Here is a 26,194-nt window from a genome sequence, read left to right as displayed (position 1 = left end):
TGATGGTGATGATGATGTAATTGATTTTTGTACATTTTTACTTTTTTGTCGGAACAAATGTAGAAAGGAAATTTTAATTGACAATAGATTTTTTGAAAATTAGTAAATAAACTTGTTATTAATTATGAAAACCTTATTTTTTTCTATTTTTATCCAAAAGAACTCAAATATTTATTGAGTTTTATTGATTTGATTAATTCTCAATATTTTATAGAAAGTTCGGTTACATCCAAAACTTTCTTTTATTTTTGCAGTAATATAATATATGTTAGAAAAACAAGAAGCACAATACGAAAAAGTAGTTTTAGTTGGATTGATTACACGTGAACAATCCGAAGAAAAACTGACGGAATATATGGACGAATTGGAGTTCTTAGCTTATACAGCTGGAGCGACAGTTGGAGAACGTTTTACACAAAGAATGGACAAACCTGATTCTAAATTCTTTGTAGGAAGCGGGAAATTAGATGAAATCACGGCTTTTGTCGAAGAATATGATATTGATACAGTTATTTTTGATGATGAATTAACGCCTTCTCAGTTGAAAAATATTGAGAAAGTTGTCAACAAAAAAATCATCGACCGTACACAATTGATTTTAGATATTTTTGCTCAACGAGCGCAAACTTCATATGCACGTACGCAGGTAGAATTGGCTCAATACCAATATTTATTACCACGATTAACACGAATGTGGACACACTTAGAGCGTCAACGTGGAGGAATTGGTATGCGTGGTCCTGGTGAAACGGAAATTGAAACGGATAGACGTATTATTCGTGATCGAATTACGTTATTGAAAGAGAAATTGAAAGGAATCGATAAGCAAATGGCGACTCAACGTAAAAATCGAGGAGCATTGGTACGCGTTGCGTTGGTTGGGTACACAAATGTTGGGAAATCAACGTTGATGAATGTCTTATCGAAGTCCAAAGTTTTTGCCGAAAATAAATTATTTGCAACATTAGATACAACGGTTCGAAAAGTGGTAATTGGTAATTTACCTTTCTTATTAACGGATACGGTTGGGTTTATTCGCAAGTTGCCAACACAATTGGTAGAATCGTTCAAATCTACATTAGATGAGGTTCGTGAAGCGGATTTGTTGGTCCATGTTGTGGATATTTCGCATGCGAGTTTTGAGGATCATGTGAATTCTGTGAATCAAATTTTAGCTGAAATAGAGTCGAAAGAAAAACCAACGATTATGGTTTTCAATAAAATTGATAATTTTTCTTATATCAAACAAGATGAAGATGATTTGTCTGAAAAGAAATTTGAAAATTATTCGTTAGAAGATTGGAAACGTACGTGGATGGCGAAAACAGATTATCCGACATTGTTTATTTCGGCAACGGAAAAAGATAATTTAGAAGATTTGCGAAAAACGGTTTATGAAGAAGTGAAAGAAATTCACATGAAACGTTTTCCTTATAATAATTTCCTTTTTCAATATTACGATGAGGAAGAAAATGATTCGGAAGAGTAATAGTTTTAATTTTTAGATTTTTTAAGATTAAAAATTAGAATTAATATAACCATAAATAATAATCCAATTTGAATATAAAGACCCATTGAATTTTCAGGAAAATTATTATACAACTTTATAAGACCATTGATTATTATAATCAGGAAGAAGAATAATATTAGAGGCTTGTGTTTGAAATTCATAAATGTAAGTTTGCATTAAAGTTATTAAATTTATATTTAATATTTTAAAATAAATAAGAGTTCAGTTTTTGGACTCTTTTTTTGTTAACTTCAAAATCTAATTGATAAAATATGATAGAGCAATTAAAATCAACTTTACAAGATTTAGCGGACGATGATAAAGCGAAGATTATGATGCGTTTTTTCAAAACTGGAAAAGGAGAATATGGTGAAGGAGATATTTTTCTTGGGATTTCTGTTCCGAATCAACGTTTGATTGCGAAAGAATTTTATCAACAAGTTTCATTAAATGACATCAAAAATTTATTGAATTCCAATATTCACGAATATAGATTAACAGCTTTATTGATATTGGTCTTGAAGTACGAAAAATCAAAAGATGAACTTGTAAGAAAAGATATCATCGATTTTTATCTTGCTCAAACTTCTCAAATCAACAATTGGGATTTGGTTGACACAAGTTGTTATAAAATTTTGGGACATTATTGTTTTCATCAAAAACGAGAAGAATTGCTTTTTGAATTGGCAGATTCAGATGATTTGTGGGAAAAACGAATCGCAACTGTATCAACTATGTATTTTATCAAACAAAAATCATTTTCAATTGTTCCTGAAATTGTGTTGAAAAATCTTAATCATTCACACGATTTAATGCACAAAGCAAATGGTTGGATGTTGCGTGAAATGGGAAAAATGAATGAAGAAAAGTTGATTGAGTTTTTGGACGAATATACGTTGCAAATGCCAAGAACAACGTTGAGATATGCGCTCGAAAAAATTGATCCAATTCTCAAAGATTATTATATGAAATTGAAATAGTTTGCATAAAAAAGTCGCTCAACGAGCGACTTTTGATTTTATATCAAGAATAAATTCTTACAAAATAACATGACCTAATTTCGTCAACTTTTGATGATCTAAAACTTTTATTTTTCTTCCTTCAACTTCGATTAATTCATCAGTTTTGAATTCAGAAATCAAACGAATTGCAGATTCTGTCGCTGTTCCAATCAAATTTGCCATTTCTTCGCGTGTCAACGAAATGTTGATAAATCCGTCTTTGTCTGTTCCTAATTTTCCTTCTAATAAAATTAAAACTTCAGCCAAACGTTCGCGAACTGTTTTTTGTGCTAAATAAGTGATTGTTCTTGCATATTCTCCCAAATCTTTAGCAATTCTTTGTAAAATATTGAAAGCTAATTTTGGATTAACTTCTAATAATTTTAAGAAGAATTTTTCTGGAATATAATATATTTCAACTGGCGTCATTGCGGTTGCAGAGGCACCAAATACTTCTTGACTTAAGATTGAGCGATAACCGATAATGTCACCTTCGTTGATAAAACGTAGAATTTGCTCTTTTCCATTAAAACCAATTTTGAACAACTTAGCAGTTCCTTTCATGACGCAATATATACCTTTTGGTGTATTACCTTCCTGGATAATCTCGTCTCCTTTTTTTAGGTTGATGATTTTCTTCTCTTGCTCAAACTCCAATAATTCTTCCTTACTAAAAACCCCGAAAGACTCTGGGTTATCAAACATCGCTTTAATCGATACTACATTCTCATTAAACTCTGACATATCTTGTTGTTATGACTTAATTCATACAAAGTTAACGTTAATTCTGATAAAAGGAAAGTAATTTTGTAAAATAGTATGGAAGAGAATTGTTTTCACTGTGGTCAACGAATTGAAGAAGAGGTTATTCAGTTCGATGAAAAGGATTTTTGTTGTCAGGGTTGTAAAACGGTTTACGAGATTTTAAACGTAAATAATCTAAAAGATTATTACGACCTTAATCGTAATGCAGGTTTACGTCCTGATGGAAAAAGTAATCATCAATTTGATTTCTTAAACACAAAAGAAATCTTTGATAAAGTTGTCGATTTTTCAGACGATGGCGTTACTGTTGTGTCCTTTTATGTGCCTGTAATGCACTGTACTTCGTGTGTTTGGTTGTTAGAAAGTTTGGATACAATTAATCCAAATATTATATCTTCTAATGTCAATTTTACGCAAAAAACTGTTCAGATTACGTATCGTGATGCGGATTTGAAATTAGGTGATTTGGCAAGATTTATTACAAATTTAGGCTACAAACCTTCGATTAATCTAAAAACATTAGACAAAAAGAAAAAAAGCAAAGTCGATCGTTCTTTGGTGAGCAAATTGGTAATTGCAGGATTCTGTTTTGGGAATATTATGCTTTTATCGTTCCCAGAATATGTCGAAGTTTTTGGTAATGTAAAAGAACAATGGTTAGATCAAAACAAAGGATATTTTCGTTGGACAATGTTCGCGTTGTCGTTGCCTGTTTTCTTTTATTCATCTACCGATTATTTTGTTTCGGCTTGGCAAGGTCTGAAAAATAAATACATTAATATCGATGTGCCAATTGCGTTAGGAATTATTGTGATTATGTTCAAATCGACTTATGATATCATTTTTGATATTTCGCCAGGTTACTTTGATACATTAGCGATGCTTTTATTTTTGATGTTGACAGGGAAATGGTTTCAGCAACAAACAATGCAAGCGTTGGCATTTGATCGAGATTACAAATCGTTTTATCCAATTGCAGTTGCGAAATTAGAAAATGGTTATGAACAACCAATTTTGTTGGCTGATTTGAAAAAAGGTGATCGAATTTTAATTAGAAATGAAGAAATTATTCCAGCCGATGCTATTTTGATGAAAGGTGAAGCGATGATCGATAACTCGTTTGTGACTGGAGAATCTCGCTTGATTCATAAAAAAGCTGGAGATAAAATATTTGCTGGTGGAAAACAATCTGGTCATGCAATTGAGTTGGAAATTATTTCGGATGTTAATCAAAGTTATTTAACCCAGTTGTGGAACAATGATGCGTTCCAGAAAGAAGAATCTGAGTTGAATGCCTTGACGAATAAAATCAGTCATTATTTCACATTAATCATCCTTATTATTACAGCAATTTCTGCTGTTTATTGGTATTTCCACGATTCGTCAAAAATATTAGAAGTTGTTACATCTATCTTAATTATTGCTTGTCCTTGTGCGTTAGGTTTGTCATCTCCATTTATTTTGGGACACATGATGCGTATATTCGGTAATAAGAAATTCTATGTAAAAAATACATCAACAGTCGAAAGAATGGAGAAAATTACAGATGTAGTTTTCGATAAAACTGGTACAATTACGGAAAGTGATGAAGCGCAAGTGCAATACGAAGGGAAAGAACTTTCGGAGTATCAAAAACAATTGGTAAAAGCGTTGATTAGAAACTCTAATCACCCATTAAGCCGTACATTATATAAAAAGTTGACTGTTGACGATCATTTACCGATTTCAAATTACGAAGAAATTGTAGGAAAAGGTCAGCAAGCTAATGTAGATGGACATCAAATAAAAGTTGGTTCGAGAAGTTTTACGAATGCTATTTTTAATGAAAATACTTTAAATCAATCTCAAGTATTTATATCAATTAATGAAGAAGTTTTTGGTAAATTTGTTTACACCAATCGATATAGAAAAGGTTTAGATCGTTTATTGAAAGAATTGGATGCTTATCAGTTACACGTTTTGTCTGGGGATAATGATTCTGAAAAAGAATATTTAGAAACAATTTTTCCAACCAATGCAAAATTGATTTTTAATCAATCACCAACTGATAAGTTAGAATATATCAAACAACTGGAACAAGATGAGAAGAAAGTGATGATGCTTGGAGATGGATTGAATGACGCTGGAGCTTTGAAGCAAAGTACAGTTGGGATTTCTATTTCTGAGGATATTAACAGTTTTTCGCCTTCGTGTGATGGAATTTTGGATGCAAAAAGTTTTTCAGCAATTCCAAATTTCTTGAAGTTATCAAAGACAACGATGAAATTTGTAAAAATAGCATTTATCATTAGTTTCTTATATAATATAATTGGGCTTAGTTTCGCTGTTTCTGGTTATTTACAACCAGTTGTAGCGGCTATATTAATGCCAATAAGTTCTATTTCAGTGTTAATTTTTGCAACGGCAAGTACCCGAATTGCGGATAAATTAACAAAATGGAATTTAGATTGATTTTAAATTAGAGTTATAAATACTGCTCTGACCAAAATCATTGTGATAAGAACTTAGGGCTTTGTAATTTTGTGGAGCTATGGGGATATTATTATTAATGATATTAGTTAGTGTCTCTTTGGGGGCAATTTTCCTTCTTTTATTCTTTTTAGGGTATAAGAAAGGGCAGTTTGACGAAGACGAATCTCCAGCGGTGAGAATGTTAAAAGATGATAAAAAAACACAAGATAAAATCGACTCATAATGCAAATGCAGACTTTTAGTTACGACAATAAGATCGTAAAGTATTTCCTTTATGCCACATTGTTTTGGGCAGTTATGGCATTTTTCTTTGGAGTATTGGTTGCAACTTTGTTGTTTTTTCCTACGTTACCAGAATACATCTTCGGATCGGATGATGGAACAATTGGAGGAAACATTCAAGGGTTAATCAATTCACAAGGGACACTTGGTTTTGGTAGATTAAGAATGATTCACACAACATTTGCGGTGTTCGCGTTTGTTGGAAACTCGTTCTTTACCGGAGCTTATTATTCAATGCAAAGGTTGTTGAAAACCAGAATGTACAGCGATGTTTTAAGCTGGATCGTTTTCTGGGGATGGCAATTATTTATTGTATTATCATTTGTAACATTTATCTTAGGATACAACACTTCTAAAGAGTATGCTGAGCACGAATGGCCAATTGATATTTTAATCGCTTTAGTTTGGGTATTGTTTGGAGCACAAATGTTCTTAACGATTGCTAAACGTCGTGTTCGTCATTTGTATGTAGCAATTTGGTTCTTTATCGGAACTTGGGCTGCAATTACAATGTTACACGTGTTTAACAATTTAGAAATCCCTGTAACATTTAGCTTAACGGCTCCGAAATCATATTCATTGTATTCTGGAGTTCAAGATGCGTTAGTACAATGGTGGTACGGACACAATGCGGTAGCATTCTTCTTAACGACACCTATCTTAGGATTAATGTATTACTTTGTACCAAAAGCAGCTAATAGACCTGTATTCTCATACAAATTATCTATTATCCACTTCTGGTCATTAATCTTTATTTATATTTGGGCTGGTCCTCACCACTTGCTTTATACCGCATTACCAGGTTGGGCACAAGCTTTAGGAACAGGATTCTCTATCATGTTAATCGCTCCATCTTGGGGAGGTATGTTAAATGGTTTATTAACATTACGTGGTGCATGGGATAAAGTAAGAGAAAATCCAATCTTGAAATTCTTCGTAGTTGCTTTAACTTGTTATGGTATGGCTACCTTCGAAGGACCGTTATTAGCAACAAAAACTTTAAATAAAATTGGTCACTTTACAGACTGGGTTCCTGCTCATGTACACGTAGGTACTTTAGGATGGAATGGATTTATCGCTTTTGGTATGATCTATTACTTAGTACCAAAGTTATTTGGAACTAAATTAGCATCTGTTAAGATGGCTAATACACACTTCTGGATTGGTACTTTCGGTATCTTATTCTGGGTAATTCCTATGTATGTTGCAGGTTGGACACAAGGTTTAATGTGGAAACAATTCGCAGCTGACGGAACATTAGAATATGGTAACTTCTTACAAACAGTTACAATTCTTAAACAATGGTTATATCCATTACGTGCATTTGGAGGAACATTATATTTGATTGGATCAATTTTAATGGTTATTAATGTTTGGAAAACTGTAAAATCAGGAAGCTTTATTGCGAATGAAGAAGCAGAAGCTCCTGCATTAGCACCAAAAACAGCTTCACGTACACAAGGAGAAGGAGTACACTCTTGGATGGAAAGAACTCCTATGGTTTTAACAATTGCTGCTGTATTAACTTTAGCTGTTGGTGGTTTAGTAGAGATTGTACCTACAATTGTAGTAAAATCTAACGTACCTACAATTTCAAGTGTAAAACCATATACACCTTTAGAGTTAGAAGGACGTGATTTATATATTAGAGAAGGTTGTAACGCTTGTCACACTCAGATGATTCGTCCGTTTAGAGACGAGGTAAAACGTTATGGAGAATACTCTAAAGCAGGAGAATTTGTTTACGATTATCCATTCTTATGGGGATCAAAAAGAACAGGTCCAGACTTGCACCGTGAAGGAGGTAAAAATCCAGATGCTTGGCATTACAAACACATGTGGAATCCACGTTCTACATCAGATGGTTCTATCATGCCACGTTACCCTTGGTTAATTGACAATAAATTAGACCGTGAGTTAACGCGTGATAAAATGAAATCAATGGTTGCATTAGGTGTTCCTTATCAACAAGAAGATTTTGACAGTATGCAAGTTTCTATGAACAAACAAGCTTTAGCGATCGAGCAAACTATCTTTAAAGATGCGTCTGACTTGAAAGAGTTATATGCGAAAAAAGAAGCAGAAGCTAAACAACAAGGTAAAGAGTTTGTTCCGTTAAGAGATCGTGAGATTACAGCGTTAATCGCATATTTACAACGTTTAGGAACAGATATCAAAGCTGAACAAGTAGAGACAGCAAGTAACTAATGTTAAAATATTATAAAGAATTCCTTTCTCAGTATGAGTATGCATCTTTATTGCAGACATTAATCCTAATAGGATTTATAGCAGTCTTTGTGACAATTTTTGTTAAGGTTATGAAAAAACCAAAAGAGTTTTACAAAGACAACGAGTCAGCAGCTTTAGATTTAGAACCAGAAGAGAACGAAAAAAATAATACAAAATGAGACAACGTACCCCGGCCTATATATTTATTCCATTAACGCTATTAGCTATAATCTTAGCGTTTACAATGGTTACGCCAGTAGATGTGGTGCCAGAACCAGGTTTTCAAGGAATGGTAAACAATTTACTTGAACATTTAAAACATGTGTTTGCACAAGGAATTTTCTGGGCAGTATTAGCAATTGCAACGGTAATGCTTTTAATTATTAATGCTTTGAACAAAGTAATCGAAGCAGAAAGATTCAAAAGATTATCAGAAGTAGAACAAGCACAGTATTTAGAAGAAGGAAAAATAGGTTATTTCAAACGCTTATTTAGTTCAGCTGCTAAAAAACAATCTGATAAAGAAGAAGAGTCTATCATCTTAGATCACGGTTTTGACGGAATCAAAGAGTTAGACAATGCTTTACCACAATGGTGGTTATCATTATTCTACTTTGGTGTTGTGTTTATGGTGGTTTATGTAATGGCTTATAGCTTTACAGACTTTGCTCACATGGACAAAGAATACGAAAAAGAAATGGTTTACAAAGATGCACAAGATAGTATTTGGGCAGTTGCAAATGATATTGATATCACAGGAGCTGTAAACAAATCTAATGATCCTGCAATTGTAGAACAAGGTAAAAAGATCTTCGAACAAAACTGTACTCAATGTCACATGGAAGGTGGTAAAGGAGGTATTGGACCAAACTTAACGGATGATTACTGGGTGAATCATGTAGAAGATAGTTTATTCAAAAATATTTATCACATTGTTTACAATGGATCTCCTCACAATCCTCAAATGCGTGCATTTGGTCAACGTAAAGAGTTATCTGGATTAGCAATTGAGAAAGTAGCTTCTTATGTTTATTACATCAACCAAAAAGAACCTACGAAAACAGTTGCAGAAGGTGCAGCTGCTCCTCAAGGTGACTTAATGGAAGCATGGAAACAAAAGTAATTCATTAAATAATTACAACAAATATCATATTGAAAGAGAGCTTATTTATAAGCTCTCTTTTCTTTTTTAGTCGTAAATTTGTATACATTTAAAATTCACTAAAATGAGTGTTCAAAATTCTGACCCAAAAGATGAATTTAATTTAGACGATTATTTGGATGATAACAACCAAATGAAAGAAGATGTTCGTAGTTCCATTGGAACCATGGAGCGAACTGGAGAACGTAAATGGGTTTATCCTAAAAAGCCAAAAGGTAAGTTTACAAACTATAGGACGTATGTAAGTTATGTATTGTTAGCAATATTAATTTTAACGCCTTTCTTTAAATTACCTAATGGAAATCCATTGTTCAAGTTTGATGTTTTGCACAGTCAATTCATTTTATTTGGTTTTCCATTTTTTACATCCGATTTCTTCCTTCTAGCTTTAGGAATGATTACGACAATTATTTTTATCGTATTATTCACCATGGCTTATGGTCGTTTGTTCTGTGGATGGGTATGTCCGCAAACAATTTTCTTGGAAATGGTTTTTCGAAAAATAGAATACGCCATAGAAGGAGATAGAGCAAAACAAATTAGATTAGATAAACAAGATTGGGACGAAGAAAAAATTCGTAAAAAATTACTGAAATGGACCATCTTCGCTATCATTTCATTTATTATTGCTAATGTTTTCTTAGCGTATATTATTGGAGCTGATGCTTTATACGCAGTTATAAAAGAAGGGCCAGCCGAAAATGTAGGAACATTGGTTGGATTAGTTTTCTTCTCAGCAATGTTTTATTTCGTATTCGCATGGTTTCGCGAACAAGCGTGTACATTGGTTTGTCCTTACGGACGTTTTCAAGGTGTATTAATTGATTCGCATACAATCAATGTAACATACGATTTCAAACGTGGTGAAGGAACAGCTGGTCGAGCAAAATTTAAAAAGAACGAAGACCGTAAAGCAGAAGGAAAAGGAGATTGTATTGACTGTGGTCAATGTGTTGTTGTTTGTCCTACTGGAATTGATATTCGTAACGGAATCCAATTAGAATGTGTTAACTGTACAGCTTGTATTGATGCATGTGACGAAGTAATGGAAAAAGTTGGTTTACCAACAGGATTGATTCGTTATGCTTCGGAAGATGATATCAAACGTGGCGAAAAATTCAAATTCACAAAACGATTAGCTGCTTATACATTTGCTTTATTATTATTAATTGGAGCAATGACAGCTTTCTTGTTCTCTCGTTCTGATGTAGAATCTAAATACCTTAAAGTTCCTGGAACAGATTACAAGGTAGAAGGTAAATATTATGTTAATCAATTCGAGTATACATTGTACAATAAAACAAATGCAGATCAAATTGTAACTGTTCAATTGCTATCGCACAAAAACTCAAAAGTAGAAATGTACGAAGGCGAAAATAAATTGAACATGGAAAAAGGTCAAATCATCCAAGGGAAATTCTTCTTGAAAATTCCAATGGATGAAGTTAAATCGTACAAAGAAAAAGTAGTGATTGGATTAGTCAATCAAAAAGGAAAAGTAATCGATAAATACGAAACGAGCTTCTCAGCTCCATTCAAATATTAATCATATGAAGTTAAATTGGGGACATTATGTAGCAATTGCTTTGGGATGTTTTATGATATTCATTCTATCGTTGTTATATTTTGCAGGAGATACAGGCGGAATGGTAACCGAGGATTATTACGAAAAAGAAATTCATTTTCAGGATGAAATAAATGCTGAAAAACGTGCAAATGCTTTGGCCGAAAAACCAGAAGTTATTGTACAAGCAAATGGATTTTTATTTCAATTTCCAGCAACTACTGCTGCCGATTTTAAAGGAGATATTTTTTTGATGCGTAATGATGACGAAACAAAAGATGTCAAAATGCCAATTAAATTATCTGATAAAAAGAATTTTTTAGTACCATCTGTTAAGTTAATTGATGGAGAATACGAATTAACTTTAAGCTGGAAGGAAAATAATCAAACTTACTTGATTAAAAAATCCATTCGATGGATTTCACAATAGTTATCATAGCATTATCCATAGGTCTTACATCGTCCCTGCATTGCGTGGGGATGTGCGGACCTATTGCTTTATCTTTGGGATTAGAATCTCAAAACAAACTAAAATTTACACTTCGTAATTTGACCTATCAATTAGGACGTGTAACCACTTATACAATTTTAGGCGCAATTTTAGGATTGATTGGCGAATCATTTTCATTTGTTGGATTACAAAATTATCTAAGTATTTTGATTGGAGTTTTGATGATTATTATGGTCATGATTCCAAAATTCTATGAAAATGGTGCTACGCAACTTCGTCCTGTAAATGCTTTGATGATAAAAGTAAAACTCTCTCTTGGTAAATTCTTAATCAAGAAAGATTCTTACTCTCTTTATATAGTTGGTCTATTAAATGGCCTTTTACCTTGCGGAATGGTTTATGCTTCACTTACAGCAGCCATTGGTTTAGGATCTGTTTACAAAAGTGCACTATTCATGTTTTTCTTCGGACTTGGAACATTGCCTTTGATGTTTGCAACCGTTTTATTTGGTAATTTTTTATCCGTAAAACAACGTCAAACGATCTTAAAAATCTTACCAATTATCACACTTATTTTGGGTGTATTATTTATCCTTCGCGGATTAGAATTAAACATTCCTTTCATTTCACCAGCCAAAGAAGCACTTCAGCTAAATGGAATGGATGAGCATTGTATGTAAATTTATTTGTAATTAATTGAATTTTTGAATTTTTGAATTTGAAAAATTTAAAAATTATTATTTTATCCTTATTAATTTCAATAATAATATTATTTATAGTTCAACATTTTGGAAAAGTATTTGAACAAAGTCCATTAGAATCTGACGGATTATATCCTTGTGAAAAAAATTATGAGGGTTATTTTGAACCATTACCTTATTCATTTGATAAAAATTATGATGACAAATTAAGATGTTCTAGTCTTAAAACGAGAGTAACGTTTAATAATCCTATTAGTGATAAAGAGTATTCAACTGATTATTTTAAAACTGTATTTACATTTCCTCCGTTTAGTACGACGGTTATATTTCAAACCAACAACAATATGAAAAACTAAAAATTGATTTCTCAAAATATTTAATTCAAATCAATTGAAGCCTTGTCAAGATTTAAATCTTGACAAGGCTTTCATTAAAATCAATACTTTCATCCTTACAAAATAAATCGTATTTTTGACGTTATCACTATATGTAGTGTAACTAAATAAACATCAAAATGATAACACAATTAAGAGGTAAATTAATCGAGATTTATCCAACAAATGTTGTAATAGATTGTAATGGGGTCGGATATTGGGTCAATATTTCATTGAATACATATTCTACTTTAGAACACGAAGAATTGGTTACAATTTTTACACATTTGATTGTTCGCGAAGATGCACATATACTTTATGGATTTGCAACAAAACTAGAACGAGAAATTTTTCAGAAATTAATTAGTGTTAACGGTGTTGGTCCAGCTTCTGGAATGATGATTATTTCGACACTTTCTTCCAAAGAAATTGCAACTGCAATCGCTCAAGAAGATGCCAGATTATTGCAAAGTGTAAAAGGAATCGGAGCTAAAACAGCGCAAAGAATCATCATTGACTTGAAAGATAAATTGGATCAAAATTTAATATTAGATGTTAATTCTACTTCGGTTAAAAATAAATCTAAGAATGAAGCGTTATCTGCTTTAGAAGTTTTAGGAATTCCTAAAAAATCTGCAGAGAAAATAATGGACAAAATCCTACAAGATCAGCCAGATGCAGACGTGGAATTCTTAGTAAAAGAAACCTTGAAGAAAATTTAATGAAGATTCATAACGAACCAAAAACTATTCGTAAAGGCTCTACTATAGCAGCTTTGTGTTTCCTTTTTGCAATGGGAACTATGAGCGATGTGATGGCTCAGGAAAGTGATACGCTTAAGTTTCCTATCCGAGATCAAAAAGGTGGATTGTTTTTAGATAATCAAATAAAATACGATGTACAATATGATGCGATAAAGCGTCAGTATATTTTATATCCTCAAATTGGAACAAGTTTAGTTTCCGAACCTATCTATTTGACACGTCAAGAATACCTGACTTTGGTTCAGAATCAAGACATGAAAAATTATTTCCGAGTAAAATCTCAAACCAACGATCAATTTTATCGTGAAGAACGTTTTGGAGATAAGGAAGGAAAAAAAGAAGGAAGTATTTTACCAAGTTTTAAGGTGAAATCCAAAGCTTTCGAAACTATTTTTGGTGGATCAGAAATTTCATTGATTCCGCAAGGTTATGCAAATTTAGAATTGGGTGTTTTCTTGCAAAAGATAGATAATCCAATGTTGTTGCCACAAAACCGTCAAACGCTTACAATGGATCTTAACCAACGTATGCAATTGAGTATTTTGGGTAAAGTCGGAGAAAATCTTCAGATGAAAGTGAATTATGATACGCAAGCTGGTTTTGGCTTCGAAAATCAAATGAAACTTCAGTGGAGAAAGGCTTTAGGGAATAAATTAGATCCATTTGGTGGAGAAGATGATATCCTACAAAATATTGAGGTTGGTAATATTTCGATGCCGCTTAGTACTTCGTTGATTACAGGGGCGCAATCACTTTTTGGAGTTAGAACAGATCTTAAATTTGGTCGTACAAATGTATCGGCTGTCTTTTCAGAGCAACGTTCAGAATCTAAAAATATCGTGGTTCAAGGAGGTGGTGTGATGACTGATTTTAAAGTCGCTGCCGAAAAATATGAATACAATAGACACTTTTTCTTAGGTCAATTTTTTAGAAATAGTTACGATAGAGCGTTAGCAAATTATCCTGCAGTTAACAGTAATATCAATATCAGTAATATTGAGGTTTGGAAAGTTGATAAATCTGGAGGGAATCAACAGAATAGACGTTCTATTATCGCTTTGCGAGATATTGCAGAAGGTGATACAGCGCCTCAAAATAGTAGTAATGCCTTATTTAATGAGATTAATTCTCAAGGTTTTACTAAGATTAGTGATGCAAGAAGTTATTTGAACGGATATTCTTTCAATGGAGAACAATTTCAGGATGGAGAAAACTTTATCGTCAACGAAAATGTTCGTAAACTTGATGCTTCCGAATTCACTTTCTATCCAAAATTAGGATACATTTCCTTGAATACGCCTTTGGTTGATGGTGAAGATTTATTAGCGGTTTCGTTTCAATATTCGTTAAGCTCTGATCCGACAAAATTATACAAAGTTGGACAAATGTCGAGCGAGACAGATAAACCAATTATTGCGAAATTAATCAAACCAAATTCTGCAGTTAATGTGGCTTCGCCAATGTGGGATTTGATGATGAAAAATATTTATTCGCTAAATGCTTATGGTGTTTCGAGTGAAGATTTCTTGATGAATATTAATTTCAAAGATAATGGTGAACAATCTTCTGGAAAATTAAATTACTTACCAAATTCTGCTGTTTCAGAACAATCGTTAATTCAAGTTCTGAACATGGATAGATTAAATTCGAACGGACAATTACAACAAAATCCTGACGGAAGTAAAGGTGATGGTTTATTTGATTTTCAACCAGGGTTAACAATTGATACAGAAAGAGGAAATATTATTTTCACTTCTGTTGAACCTTTTGGTAAATATTTGAGCAATAAATTAAAAGGTCAAAATGAAGAATATGTTTTTAATCAAATTTATCGTCAATTACCAAATACACTTTCTGGCGAAAAATTAGCTAATCGTTATACGTTAGAAGGTCGTTACAAAGGAACGGTGACAGATGGTATTCCGTTGGGCGCTTTCAATGTGCCGCAAGGTTCTGTTAAAGTAACTTCTGGTGGAGCAACGTTGACGGAAGGCGTAGATTATACGGTAGATTATCAGTTGGGGCGTGTAAAAATCATTAATGAACAATTGAAAAATTCTGGAGCACCAATTAATGTTTCTTTAGAAAATCAATCTACATTTAATTTACAGAAAAAACGTTTCATGGGAATTAATGTCGAGCATAAATTTAGTGATAAGTTTATGTTAGGCGGAACTTTAATTAATTACCAAGAACGTCCAGTTACGCAAAAAACACAATTTGGTTCAGAACCTGTGAATAACACAATTGTTGGACTTAATACACAATATAACTCAGAAGCTGAGTGGTTAACTCGTTTAACAAATAAAATTCCGGGAATCAAAACGGACCAAATGTCGAACATTAGCGTTCAGGCAGAGGCAGCTTATTTGATGCCAGGAATGAACAAAGTGACAGGAGGTTATTCTTATATAGACGATTTCGAAGATGCACAATCGCGCATTAGTTTATTAGATGTTGGTTCATGGAAATTTGGATCAACACCAGGAAAACCTGCTGGATATTCTGCTTCTGGTTACCACCCGTTCTTCCCAAATGGAATGAAAAATGACGATTTATCATTCAACAATGGTCGTCGTATGTTATCATGGTATTCTATTGATCCGCGTTTTTATGGAATGGGAGGAAGTTCGCCTTTAACAGATCAACAAATGTCAACACACATGGCACGTCGCATTAAGTTAAAAGAGCTTTTTGATCAACGTGATGTAATGGCTGGTACAAATTCATACATCAGCACATTAGATATGACATTCTATCCGCAAGAACGTGGACCTTATAATGTTAATCCAAATGCAGTAGATACGAAAAACTGGGGAGCAATTATGCGTCCTATTTCAGTTTCTAACTTCAAAGATTCGAATGTGGAATACATCGAGTTTTGGATGATGGATCCTTATGCAGATGGAAAAGGTGGAGAAGGAGAGCTATTGGTACATTTAGGAAATGTTTCGGAAGATGTCTTAAAAGACGGCGAAATGATGTACGAAAATGGATTGCCTCATTCTGGAAATGGTGCGGCGACTGTTGCTTCTAAATGGGGATTAACACCTCAGTTAAATCCAATTTTATATGCTTTTGATACGGAAGGAGCTGCCCGAAAACAACAAGATTTGGGTTATAATGGATTAACAGATGAGGAAGAAGCGCAACGTTATGGAATTACGAGTAATAATTTAGTGACAGGAGAATTAGATCCTGCAAATGATAATTATTTATTCTTCTTAGATGATCGCTTTAGAGGTGCATCAATCGGGAATACGGTTCAAGATCGTTACCGTTATTTCAGAAATCCACAAGGAAATAATTCAACTGATAATCCTTTACATGCATCATCTTTAACGCCAGATACAGAAGATATTAATGGTGATTTCAATTTAGATCAGACAGAAAACTATAATCAGTATACATTAAAAATTAACCGTCAAACGTTAGAAGATCCAAACAATAAATTTATTGTTGCAAGAAAAACGGTTCAGGGAGAATTTCCAGACAAAACGAAACATGATGTAAAATGGTATCAAGTTCGTATTCCTGTTGATAACTTTGATTTAGATCTTGACGGAGATGGAGTAGAAGAGTTAAACAATGATGCGTCTATTGCACAAGCAGAAAGTGTGTTAACAGCTGCTCGTTTTATGCGTATGGTGATGCGAGGTTTCGAGGAAGAAACAACTCTACGTTTTGGTACTTTTGATTTAGTTCGTTCTGAATGGCGTCGTTATACAAAAAACATTTATCCTTATATCATTAGTAATCAAGAAGGTTATGAGGAGGATAAAAATATTGATGATTTAGAAATTGGTGAGGTAAGTATCGAACGAAATGGTACAGATCGTCCTCGTTATATGATTCCTCCTGGAGTTTATCGTGAACAAACACAAGGAACAACGGGATATCAATCTCAGAACGAAGCTTCGATGACATTGAAAGCGAAGTTTAAACCAGGAAGTACTTCAAAAGCTATTTTTAAGAATACAAATTTAGATTTGCGTCGATACAAAAAGTTGCAAATGTTTGTATCTGCTCAAAACTTATTAGATAGAGCGTCAAATGCGATTGATAATGGTACAAAATTATTTATTCGTGTAGGTAGTGATTATACAGATAATTACTATGAATATGAAATGCCGTTGAAATATACGCCACAAAGTTCTGCAACAGAAAGCACAGTTTGGCCAGATGAAAACTTTATCGATCTGAATACAGATTTGTTTACAGATGCTAAAAAACAAAGGGATGCTGATGGTTTCAGTACATTGCAACGTTTCAATTTTGCTTTTGATCAAGAGAATCCAAACAAAACGGTTTATGTAAAAGGTCGTCCAACATTGGGTAATGTCTCTTCAATTATGATTGGGGTTCGTAACACTTCTGGACCGTCTGATAAAGAAGTTTTACTTTGGGTAAATGAACTTCGTTTAAGCGAAATTGATAACCAAGGTGGTTATGCAGCTTCAGCAAATGTGCAGTTCAATTTAGGTGATTTTGCGAATGTACAAGTTTCTGGAAGCACAAGTTCTGTAGGTTTTGGTGCGATAGATCAAGGTCCTGCAAATCGTAATCAGGACGAATCATTACAATATGCGTTGAATGCACAAGTAAAATTAGACAAATTCTTACCAAAGAAATGGGGAATGGAAATTCCGTTCGATTTTACAATTCAGGAAAGTTTTGTCGATCCAAAATATAATCCATTAGACAATGATATTATTTTTGATGAAGCGCCTAATAAAGCTGAATTAGAAAAAGTTGTTCGTACTTATACGCAGTTCAAAAGTTTTGCTTTTAATAATATTCGAAAAGTTAGATCAACAAATAACAACAACCCTGTTCGTTTCTATGATCCATCTAACTTTTCAGTTTCGATGATGTATTCGGATAATTATTACCGTGATATTTACACGCAATATAACATCAACCAACAATTAAGAGCGTCGATTAATTATAATTACGGATTTAGAGGAAAATCGTACGAGCCTTTCAAAAAATGGCGTGCGGTTCAACCAAAAGAGGAATCAGGAAAATATTTACAATTTATTCGTGAATTTAATGTGAATCCTTTGCCAACACGTTTCTCTTTCCGTACAGAGATTGCGCGTACCTACAGTGAAAGACAATATCGAGATATCAGTCAATATTTAGGTGGAGGAAGCTCATCGAGTTTAATTCGTCCGACATATAGTAACAATTTCTTGTTCAATTGGCAATATAATTTAGGTTTTGATTTGACAAAATCGTTGCGTTTAGATTTAACATCTTCGACAATGACGTTGAATGATGGAACAACTTTCCAGCGTGCAGATCAAGATATGATTTGGCAAAATATGTTCACAATTGGACGTCCAGTTCAGTATGATCAACAATTTCAGGTGAATTATAAATTACCTTTAAAATTCTTCCCATATTTAAATTGGATGAATGTTGAAGCTAGATTTACTTCGAATTATAACTGGATTGCAACTTCTACAGCTTACAGAAATTTTGAGACAGAAGTTACAAATCCTGATGGTTCTACATCAACACGAATTGCGAATTTAGGTAGAGGTACAGCTCAAAACTCGAATTCGATCAACTTGATGGGAGATTTAGATTTTGCAAAATTTTATCCAGAATTTAAAGGATATAAACGTTACGATTCGATCTTAAAAGGACGTCGAGCAGAAATAGATTCGTTGAATACAGTTTACACAACTTTATTCTCTAAGAAACGTCGTACAAACAAGAAAACAGCATACAAATTCAAACATAAATTTACAGCAAAAGATTATGGTTGGATGGTTTTATCATCGTTGAAACGCGCTAATTTTACATTTAATCAAACAAATGGAGCAGTAATTCCAGGATTATTGTATGAGCCAGGTTTCTTTGGTGTTGATGGTAAAAATGGACCAAGTTTAGGTTTTGTTTATGGAACACAATTCGATATCAAACGTCAATTGGTTGAAAGAGGATTGATTGTTGGCGATGAATTGATGACAGATGCATATCAAATTACAAAAGGTTCTGATTTTAATGGAACTGCTTTAATTGAGCCGATTCCAGATTTACGAATTGATTTGAGTGCAAAACGTACAAAAGATCGTCGTATTTATCATTCAGGATTCAATTTAGCAGTCGAAAATCCTTACATTGATGAATTAGCAAATCTTAATATTTCGACCGTAAATATCAAAACAGCTTTCAAAGATGGAGATGCAATTTTTGAGCAATTCCTAACAAATACTAAAACTATTTCTGAGCGATTAGCACAAAAAAGAGGTAGCGGAAATAAAGATGGATTGGGTTATTACGAAGGATTTAATGCAAGAAGTTCTGATGTACTTTTACCAGCCTTTTTAGCGGCGGTGCAAGGAAAAGATGCAGGTTCGTCTAAGTTAGGATACAATCGTTCTATTCCGGTTCCGAACTGGCGCGTAACGTACACAGGATTGAAATCTGTTCCAATTATTAATAAATATTTTGATAATGTTGAGATTTCGAGTTCATATAATTCGACTTATACAACAACAGGAATTCAGTCGAATCCAAACTTTATGTTAGATACAGGAATTATGGGTGGCGGACAAGTGACTGGTAAAGATGAAAATGGAAATTACTATACACAGAATTTATATGGAGCCGTTACGATGATCGAATCTTTCTCGCCATTGATTGGAGTAGATTTAACATTCCGTAACAGTATGCAATTGCGTGCGCAATATAACAGAGATCGTTTGTTATCATTAAGTACAACAAATTATACGTATACAGAAGATTATGGATCTGAATATATTGTTGGATTTGGATATATTTTTAAAGATTTCAAAATGAAAATTCGTTACCAAGGAAATCAGAAAACAATCAAAGGAGACTTAAATATTCGTGGAGATTTTTCTTTAAGAGATAATCAAACAACAATTCGAAAAGTAATTTATAACTTTGATGACGTACAAAATCCAAACGTACCAACAAGTATTTATGGAGATTCGCAAATTACAGGTGGACAGCGAATTATGACGTTTAAGTTGACAGCAGATTATAACGTGAGTAAGAATTTGAACTTGAGATTCTATTGGGATCAGATGATGAGTAAATATAAAATTTCAACAGCTTTTCCAATTTCTCAAATTCGTGCCGGATTTAGTGCTACCTTTACATTCGGAAATTAAAAAACAATAAAACAAACATTATGAGCATTCCAAACAATTTAAAGTACAGTAAAGATCACGAGTGGATTTCTGTAGAAGGAGATGTAGCAACAATCGGTATTACAGCTTTCGCACAAGGAGAGTTAGGAGATATTGTTTATGTTGACGTAGAAACAGAAGGAGAAACTTTAGGTCAAGAAGAAGTATTTGGAACAGTAGAAGCAGTAAAAACAGTTTCTGACTTATTTATGCCAATTAGCGGTGAAGTTGTAGAATTTAACACTGAATTAGAAGGTGAGCCAGAATTAATCAATACTGATCCTTACGGAAAAGGGTGGATTATCAAAGTTAAAATTGAAGATGCTTCTCAATTAGATACTTTATTAGATGCAGCTGCTTACGGAGAATTAATCGGTGCATAAGACAAAGAAAATAATATTTTTTGCATATGTAGCGTTGGTGTTTTATCTGACGCTACTTCCACAAGAAAATTTCTCTAAATTAAGTACAATCGAAGAATTAGGAATCTTTTTTAAGATTGATAATTTTGATAAAATAGTACATTGTGGAATGTTTGGGATGATGACGATTTTGTTATTTGTCGCATACAAATTAACAAACCTACGCTTGATGATAATTCCGTTTTTGGTAAGTTTCCTCATCGAAATTTTACAAGGCGTTTTAACTTCACTTCATCGTAGTTTTGATTTTGTTGATTTAATGGCAAACCTATCGGGAATCACCCTTGCTTACATTACAATAACCTATTATTTACAACATAAAAAAACTCAGTAGAAATACTGAGTTTTTTGTTTTTCTTATCTTTTTGACTTATTCAAATGTAAACTAAGAAAATGTCATTCCGACGTTGGGAGGAATCTTTGATTCTTCATTCTACTAACGTTTTATTCAGAATGACATTTATACGTAAGTCATATTGAACTCGTTTCAACACCACATCAAAATAAAAAAAGCAATCTTTCGCTTGCTTTTATATTGAAAAAATTAATTTTGCTTACCGCTTACCGCTTACCGCTTACCGCTTACCGCTTACCGCTTACCGCTTACCGCTTACCGCTTACCGCTTACCGCTTACCGCTTACCGCAACTTACTTCATCAACTCCTCAGGAATATCACATATCGGAATTGGAACCATCTTGTGTTGGTTAATACGATTTAATCTCGAATAAATCTCGAATACTTCTTTTTCTCTACCTTCAAATTCATTTGCAGTTTTTCCAGCTTCTTTCGCTTTCATCGCCCATTCCAATTCATCGTAATTTGCTCCTAATTGATCTTCATCTGAACGATCATCGCCAAACAAACCATCGGTTGGTTTTGCTTTTTGAATATCTGTATTAATACCTAAAAACTCAGCAATTTTATACACTTCCGATTTCATTAAATCAGCAATAGGACTAAGATCTACACCGCCATCACCATATTTTGTATAAAAACCAACGCCAAAATCTTCAACTTTATTTCCAGTTCCTGCAACCAAATAATTGTGTAAACCAGCAAAATAATAAAGCGTTGCCATACGCAAACGAGAACGTGTATTGGCCAAAGCTAAATTCACTTTATCCGTCGTTTCTGTTTCTGGTAAAGCCGAAACCATTGCGTCAAAAGTTGAGGTTAAATCAACTTCTATCGAATCGATTGGCGACGAAAACTTATTTTTTAACCATTCAATATGACGTTTTGCTCTATCCGCTTGATTTTTTTCTTGATGAATTGGCATTTCCAAATTAAGCAAAGGATAACCTGTCATTGCACAAAGCGTTGAGGTTACAGCCGAATCAATTCCGCCCGAAATTCCAATCACAAAGCCTTTTTGGTGCGCTGTTTCCAAATAATCTTTCAACCAAGAAACAATATATTCTACAACTTTTTCAGTTTGCATAGTTTAATAATTTATTTCAAAGATAGCAGATTATGAAAAAAATTAGGGTTGAAAATACTACAGATTATTTTACTATTTTTGTTAGCTAAATAACCAAGCAATGAAATTTGTATATGGCTTAGCTTTTGCGAGTTTAATTTTATTTACTGCGTGCAAAAAAGAAAAATCGTGGGAAGTGGATGTCAAAGAACAAAATGTTCAGTTGAATATTCATGATATCAGCCAAGATTTTTTTAACGATTCGATTCCTTTAGCGGCTTTACGAAAAGATTATCCTTTCTTTTTTGATGCAAAAACTGCGGATGACGTATGGGAAAGTCAACGTCGTAATAAAGAAGAGTTGAGTATTTATGGACAATCTCGAAAGGTTTTTGGAGATTTTAAAAACTTAAATCAATCGTTAACGCCGATGTTTCAACGTTACCAATTTTATTTTCCAGAATATAAAATTCCGACGATTTATACTTATTCATCAGGTTTGCAAAATATAGATTATCCAGTGATGTTTAGCCAGCAATCTGGCTTGATGTTTATTGCGATGGATGCGTATTTGGGACCAAAGAATAAATTGTATGATAGCATTGGCGTAGAACGTTATTTACGCACAAATTTAGATCTTAATCGTTTGCCTTCTCAAGCTGTTGATGCGATTGCGAATGATGTGGTAACATTTAGCCCAAGAAATCAATTATTTATTGATAAAATGATTTATGAAGGGAAGAAATTGATTTTGCAAGATGCATTGTTAACAGATACACCAGACGAATATAAAGTTGGTTACACGCCAGAACAAATTCAGTGGTGTATTGAGAACGAAGGTCAAATTTGGAACTTTTTTGTGGAGCAAAATTATGTATTCAGTTCAGATGCTTCTTTGGATAAACGCTTTTTAGCAGTTAGTCCATTTTCAAAATTTAATAATGAAATAGAACAAGATTCTCCAGGAAGAATTGCGGCTTGGATTGGTTTGCAAATTATTCGCCAATACATGAAAGAGAATCCGAAGGTAGAATTGAAAGCTTTGTTAGATGATATGGATGGTCAAAAAATCTTCAAAGATTCTAAATATAAGCCAGCTTTAGAAAGTAATAATTCAACAAATTATACAACAAAAACAATTGATGGTAAAGTTTACCATTTTGTGAAATAAACTAATAATTAGAAGTTATGAGAACAACAAATATTACGGTAGAGATTGAATTGGACGAAAATCACGTACCAGAAAAAATGACTTGGAATGCACCAGACGGTGGAATTAGTCACGAAGAAACAAAAGCAATGTTACTTTCTGTTTGGGATGATAAAGCAAAAGAGGCTTTGCGTATCGATTTGTGGACAAAAGAAATGACACAAGATGATATGAAACGTTTCTTTCACCAAATTTTAATTTCAATGTCTAGTTCTTACGAAAGAGCAACAGAGGAAAAAGAAGTTGCAGAAAGAATCGCTGCTTTTGCAGAAGAATTCGCAATTGCTTCAAAAATTAAAGGTTAAGATTTTAACCAAATAAAAACTTTAAGTCGAATTTCGTAACATTTTGGTTAGAAATTCGACTTATTTTATATCTTTAATTTTCTGACAAGAATAGTCTATGAAACAATTATTTTTTACTTTACTATTTATTACTTCTCTTCCTTCGTTTGCCCAAGAAGGATGGACAATTGAAAAATGTATTGAATATGCTTCGAAAAATAATTTGACTGTTCAACAGAATACCATCAACCAAGAAATTTTTAATAAAAATTTAGAATTAACCTATAACGCTTGGTTGCCAACGGTTTCGGGTTATGTAGATACTAACTTTACAATCGGAACTTATAATCCAACAATAGAAAAGGGATATTATCAATTTGCGCATTCATTTGGCGTACAATCTAGCATCAATATTTACAATGGTGGAGTTGTTCAATTGAATAAAGACAAAGCTGCTTTGGAATTAGAAGCGTCGAAAGTACAAACTGCGATGACGATAAATGATATTTCGTTACAAGTTGCAAATTATTATTTGGCGGTTTTATTGAACAAAGAATTGAAACAAGTTGCAGTAGGAAATCTAACTATTTCGAAACAATTATTGGATCAAAATCAAAAGAAATTCAAAGCTGGTTCAGTAGCTCAATCTGTTGTTGCTCAATCTGAATCTGAAGTCGCGACAAATACACGTGAAGTGGTAAATGCACAAATCGAAATAGAGCGTGCATTGTTCAATTTAGCGATGTTGTTGCAATTAAATGATTACCGAAATTTTGCTGTAACTGATGTCAAAATTCCAGATAATGTAACGTCTCAATTGTATAATTTGGATGATGTGGTAGAAACGGCTTATCAAAATCAGCCTTCTGTAAAACATGCCGAATTGCAAATTGATGTTGCTGCGAAAGAAACTCAAATCGCGCGAACTTCATTATTTCCAAAAGTGACAGGAAGTTTCAATTTCGGAACGAATTATCTACAATATTTCAATAAAAGATTACGTCAAGATGCATTATTAGAGCAATTAGGACATAATGTAACAGGTGTTTTTGGAGTTGGTGTGACTATTCCAATTTGGAATCAATATTCCTATAAAATTAATATTCAGAAAGCATTAATCAACGAGGATTTAGCAAAAGTTGACCTTCTACAATCGAAACAAGATGTGCTGAAAAATGTTCAATCTGCGTATTTCGAAGTAAATAGTTCTTATGCGTCATACGACTCGTCGAAAGAAGCGGTAAAATATGCGAAAATTTCATACGATTTTGCACAAAAATCGTATAATGCAGGAGTCATTAATCAATACGATTTTAACCGTTCGCGTAATGATATGATGGTTGCAGAATCGCAAATGTTGCAAGCGAAATACAATTACATTTTCAAACAAAAAGTATTAGATTTCTATGCTGGCGTTCCAATAACGTTGGAAGGAAAATAGAGGTTAAATGAAGTAAATAGAGAAAATATTAATCAAATTATTGAAAATTATTTTCATAAAAGAGTTTCAGAGTGTAATAAATATTTCTAAATCTATTCTAAAATCATAAATTCAAACTTTATACATCAATTTTCCTTGTGTATCTTTGCAACATGGCAACAATCTTAAATTTAGAAACTTCAACAAAAAATTGTTCGGTTTCGATTGCTAAAGATGGCGTTCAACTATGTTTGGTTGAAGAAAGTGATGAAAATTATGCACATGGTGAAAAACTGAATCAGTTTGTGGATTGGTGCGTGGAAGGCGCGCAAATAAATTGGAAAGATATAGAGGCGGTTTGTGTTTCAAAAGGCCCAGGTTCTTACACAGGTTTGCGTATTGGCGTTTCGTCTGCCAAAGGTTTTGCATATGGATCTGATATTCCACTTATGGCAATTAATTCGTTGCAAATTTTGGCGGAATCACAATTGAATCAAGAGGTCGATTATATCATTCCGATGATTGATGCAAGACGAATGGAAGTCTATACAGCTTTGTTTGATAAGCAAGGAAATCAGTTAACAGAAACAGAAGCTAAAGTAATCGATGAAACTTCTTTTGAAGAATTGAAAGGAAAGAAAATTATTTTTGTGGGTGATGGAGCAGAAAAATGTCAAGAAGTTTTAGCGCATTTAGATGCTACGTTTATACAAACTTTTCCATCGGCAAAAGATATGATTCGTGTTGCGGAAGAAAAATTTAACCAAAAATCATTTGAAGATGTTGCGTATTTCGAGCCATATTATCTGAAAGATTTTGTTGCCGGAAAAAAGAAATCTGAATAAAATAAAAAGAGATAATTTATGAAAAATCTTGTGTTGACAATTGCTTCATTATACGGAATGACGGCGGTTATATTAGGCGCTTTCGGAGCTCATGCGTTCAAGAAAATTTTACCAGCCGAAAAATTAGCAAGTTTTGAAGTCGGAGTC

20 protein-coding genes and 1 pseudogene are annotated in these 26,194 nt (G+C 33.2%); 19 read left to right on the top strand and 2 right to left on the bottom strand.

Annotated features, from left to right (window positions below; translation table 11 throughout):
- Nucleotides 1–265: 265 nt before the first annotated feature.
- Nucleotides 266–1,489, top strand: coding sequence for a GTPase HflX (gene hflX / locus N5E64_RS06965; RefSeq protein WP_114997985.1), 1,224 nt, complete (start codon nucleotides 266–268; stop codon nucleotides 1,487–1,489).
- Nucleotides 1,490–1,782: 293 nt separating this feature from the next.
- Nucleotides 1,783–2,490, top strand: coding sequence for a DNA alkylation repair protein (locus tag N5E64_RS06960; RefSeq protein WP_114997983.1), 708 nt, complete (start codon nucleotides 1,783–1,785; stop codon nucleotides 2,488–2,490).
- A 57-nt stretch (nucleotides 2,491–2,547) separates the two neighbouring features.
- On the opposite strand, the gene N5E64_RS06955 is transcribed toward N5E64_RS06960, so the two are convergent.
- On the bottom strand, nucleotides 2,548–3,255 hold the full coding sequence (locus tag N5E64_RS06955) for a Crp/Fnr family transcriptional regulator (RefSeq protein WP_221854269.1): 708 nt from the start codon (nucleotides 3,253–3,255) through the stop codon (nucleotides 2,548–2,550).
- A gap of 75 nt (nucleotides 3,256–3,330) precedes the next feature.
- Here N5E64_RS06955 and N5E64_RS06950 point away from each other — a divergent pair, with 75 nt between their 5' ends.
- The 12 genes from N5E64_RS06950 (at nucleotide 3,331) to N5E64_RS06895 (ending at nucleotide 21,200) form a co-directional block, all read left to right on the top strand.
- The gene (locus N5E64_RS06950; RefSeq protein WP_280036630.1) at nucleotides 3,331–5,727 is read left to right on the top strand and encodes a heavy metal translocating P-type ATPase metal-binding domain-containing protein; all 2,397 of its coding nucleotides are present in this window, start codon (nucleotides 3,331–3,333) and stop codon (nucleotides 5,725–5,727) included.
- Nucleotides 5,728–5,806: 79 nt separating this feature from the next.
- A complete protein-coding gene (ccoS, locus tag N5E64_RS06945; protein ID WP_019974626.1) occupies nucleotides 5,807–5,971 on the top strand; it encodes a cbb3-type cytochrome oxidase assembly protein CcoS in 165 nt (54 codons plus the stop codon).
- Nucleotides 5,971–8,238, top strand: coding sequence for a cytochrome-c oxidase, cbb3-type subunit II (ccoO, locus tag N5E64_RS06940; RefSeq protein ID WP_280036627.1), 2,268 nt, complete (start codon nucleotides 5,971–5,973; stop codon nucleotides 8,236–8,238). Before ccoS ends, ccoO begins: the two co-directional genes overlap by 1 nt.
- A 196-nt stretch (nucleotides 8,239–8,434) precedes the next feature.
- On the top strand, nucleotides 8,435–9,382 hold the full coding sequence (locus N5E64_RS06935; protein WP_280036625.1) for a cbb3-type cytochrome c oxidase N-terminal domain-containing protein: 948 nt from the start codon (nucleotides 8,435–8,437) through the stop codon (nucleotides 9,380–9,382).
- A 103-nt stretch (nucleotides 9,383–9,485) separates the two neighbouring features.
- Nucleotides 9,486–10,967 carry a cytochrome c oxidase accessory protein CcoG gene (ccoG, locus tag N5E64_RS06930; protein WP_180905299.1) on the top strand — a complete coding sequence of 494 codons (1,482 nt, stop codon included), beginning with the start codon at nucleotides 9,486–9,488 and terminating at the stop codon, nucleotides 10,965–10,967.
- 4 nt (nucleotides 10,968–10,971) lie between these two features.
- Nucleotides 10,972–11,415, top strand: coding sequence for a FixH family protein (locus N5E64_RS06925; RefSeq protein WP_038335014.1), 444 nt, complete (start codon nucleotides 10,972–10,974; stop codon nucleotides 11,413–11,415).
- Nucleotides 11,400–12,116 carry a sulfite exporter TauE/SafE family protein gene (locus tag N5E64_RS06920; protein ID WP_280036618.1) on the top strand — a complete coding sequence of 239 codons (717 nt, stop codon included), beginning with the start codon at nucleotides 11,400–11,402 and terminating at the stop codon, nucleotides 12,114–12,116. Before N5E64_RS06925 ends, N5E64_RS06920 begins: the two co-directional genes overlap by 16 nt.
- Before the next feature lie 38 nt (nucleotides 12,117–12,154).
- Nucleotides 12,155–12,493: a hypothetical protein gene (locus N5E64_RS06915; protein WP_280036616.1), complete on the top strand. Its 339-nt coding sequence runs from the start codon at nucleotides 12,155–12,157 to the stop codon at nucleotides 12,491–12,493.
- 158 nt (nucleotides 12,494–12,651) lie between these two features.
- Complete coding sequence (gene ruvA / locus N5E64_RS06910) at nucleotides 12,652–13,233, top strand: Holliday junction branch migration protein RuvA (protein ID WP_125349892.1); 582 nt, start codon at nucleotides 12,652–12,654, stop codon at nucleotides 13,231–13,233.
- On the top strand, nucleotides 13,233–20,426 hold the full coding sequence (sprA, locus tag N5E64_RS06905; protein ID WP_280036612.1) for a cell surface protein SprA: 7,194 nt from the start codon (nucleotides 13,233–13,235) through the stop codon (nucleotides 20,424–20,426). The genes ruvA and sprA overlap by 1 nt, the downstream gene beginning before the upstream one ends.
- Nucleotides 20,427–20,446: 20 nt before the next feature.
- Nucleotides 20,447–20,827 carry a glycine cleavage system protein GcvH gene (gcvH, locus tag N5E64_RS06900; protein WP_280036610.1) on the top strand — a complete coding sequence of 127 codons (381 nt, stop codon included), beginning with the start codon at nucleotides 20,447–20,449 and terminating at the stop codon, nucleotides 20,825–20,827.
- Nucleotides 20,820–21,200, top strand: a complete 381-nt coding sequence (locus tag N5E64_RS06895) for a VanZ family protein (RefSeq protein ID WP_280036607.1) — start codon at nucleotides 20,820–20,822, stop codon at nucleotides 21,198–21,200. The genes gcvH and N5E64_RS06895 overlap by 8 nt, the downstream gene beginning before the upstream one ends.
- Before the next feature lie 314 nt (nucleotides 21,201–21,514).
- Here N5E64_RS06895 and nadE read toward each other — a convergent pair whose 3' ends face one another.
- Nucleotides 21,515–22,309, bottom strand: coding sequence for an NAD(+) synthase (nadE, locus tag N5E64_RS06890; protein WP_280036605.1), 795 nt, complete (start codon nucleotides 22,307–22,309; stop codon nucleotides 21,515–21,517).
- Nucleotides 22,310–22,409: 100 nt separating this feature from the next.
- Between nadE and N5E64_RS06885 the strand changes: the two genes are divergently transcribed.
- From N5E64_RS06885 to N5E64_RS06865, 5 genes and pseudogenes are all read left to right on the top strand, one after another.
- On the top strand, nucleotides 22,410–23,459 hold the full coding sequence (locus N5E64_RS06885; RefSeq protein ID WP_280036602.1) for a gliding motility protein, GldB: 1,050 nt from the start codon (nucleotides 22,410–22,412) through the stop codon (nucleotides 23,457–23,459).
- Nucleotides 23,460–23,476: 17 nt separating this feature from the next.
- Nucleotides 23,477–23,803, top strand: a complete 327-nt coding sequence (gldC, locus tag N5E64_RS06880) for a gliding motility protein GldC (protein ID WP_038335027.1) — start codon at nucleotides 23,477–23,479, stop codon at nucleotides 23,801–23,803.
- Between the two features lie 97 nt (nucleotides 23,804–23,900).
- Nucleotides 23,901–25,223, top strand: coding sequence for a TolC family protein (locus tag N5E64_RS06875; RefSeq protein ID WP_280036600.1), 1,323 nt, complete (start codon nucleotides 23,901–23,903; stop codon nucleotides 25,221–25,223).
- Between the two features lie 152 nt (nucleotides 25,224–25,375).
- Nucleotides 25,376–26,047, top strand: a complete 672-nt coding sequence (tsaB, locus tag N5E64_RS06870) for a tRNA (adenosine(37)-N6)-threonylcarbamoyltransferase complex dimerization subunit type 1 TsaB (RefSeq protein WP_038335034.1) — start codon at nucleotides 25,376–25,378, stop codon at nucleotides 26,045–26,047.
- 18 nt (nucleotides 26,048–26,065) lie between these two features.
- Nucleotides 26,066–26,194 (top strand): annotated as a pseudogene (locus N5E64_RS06865) (DUF423 domain-containing protein); the annotation flags it as partial.

Origin of the sequence: Empedobacter sp. GD03739 (genome assembly GCF_029843245.1) — a bacterium.
GTDB classification, from domain to species: Bacteria; Bacteroidota; Bacteroidia; order Flavobacteriales; family Weeksellaceae; genus Empedobacter; species Empedobacter falsenii_B.
The sequence above is the reverse complement of the archived record's forward strand: the minus strand, read 5'-3'. Positions and strand labels throughout refer to the sequence as shown.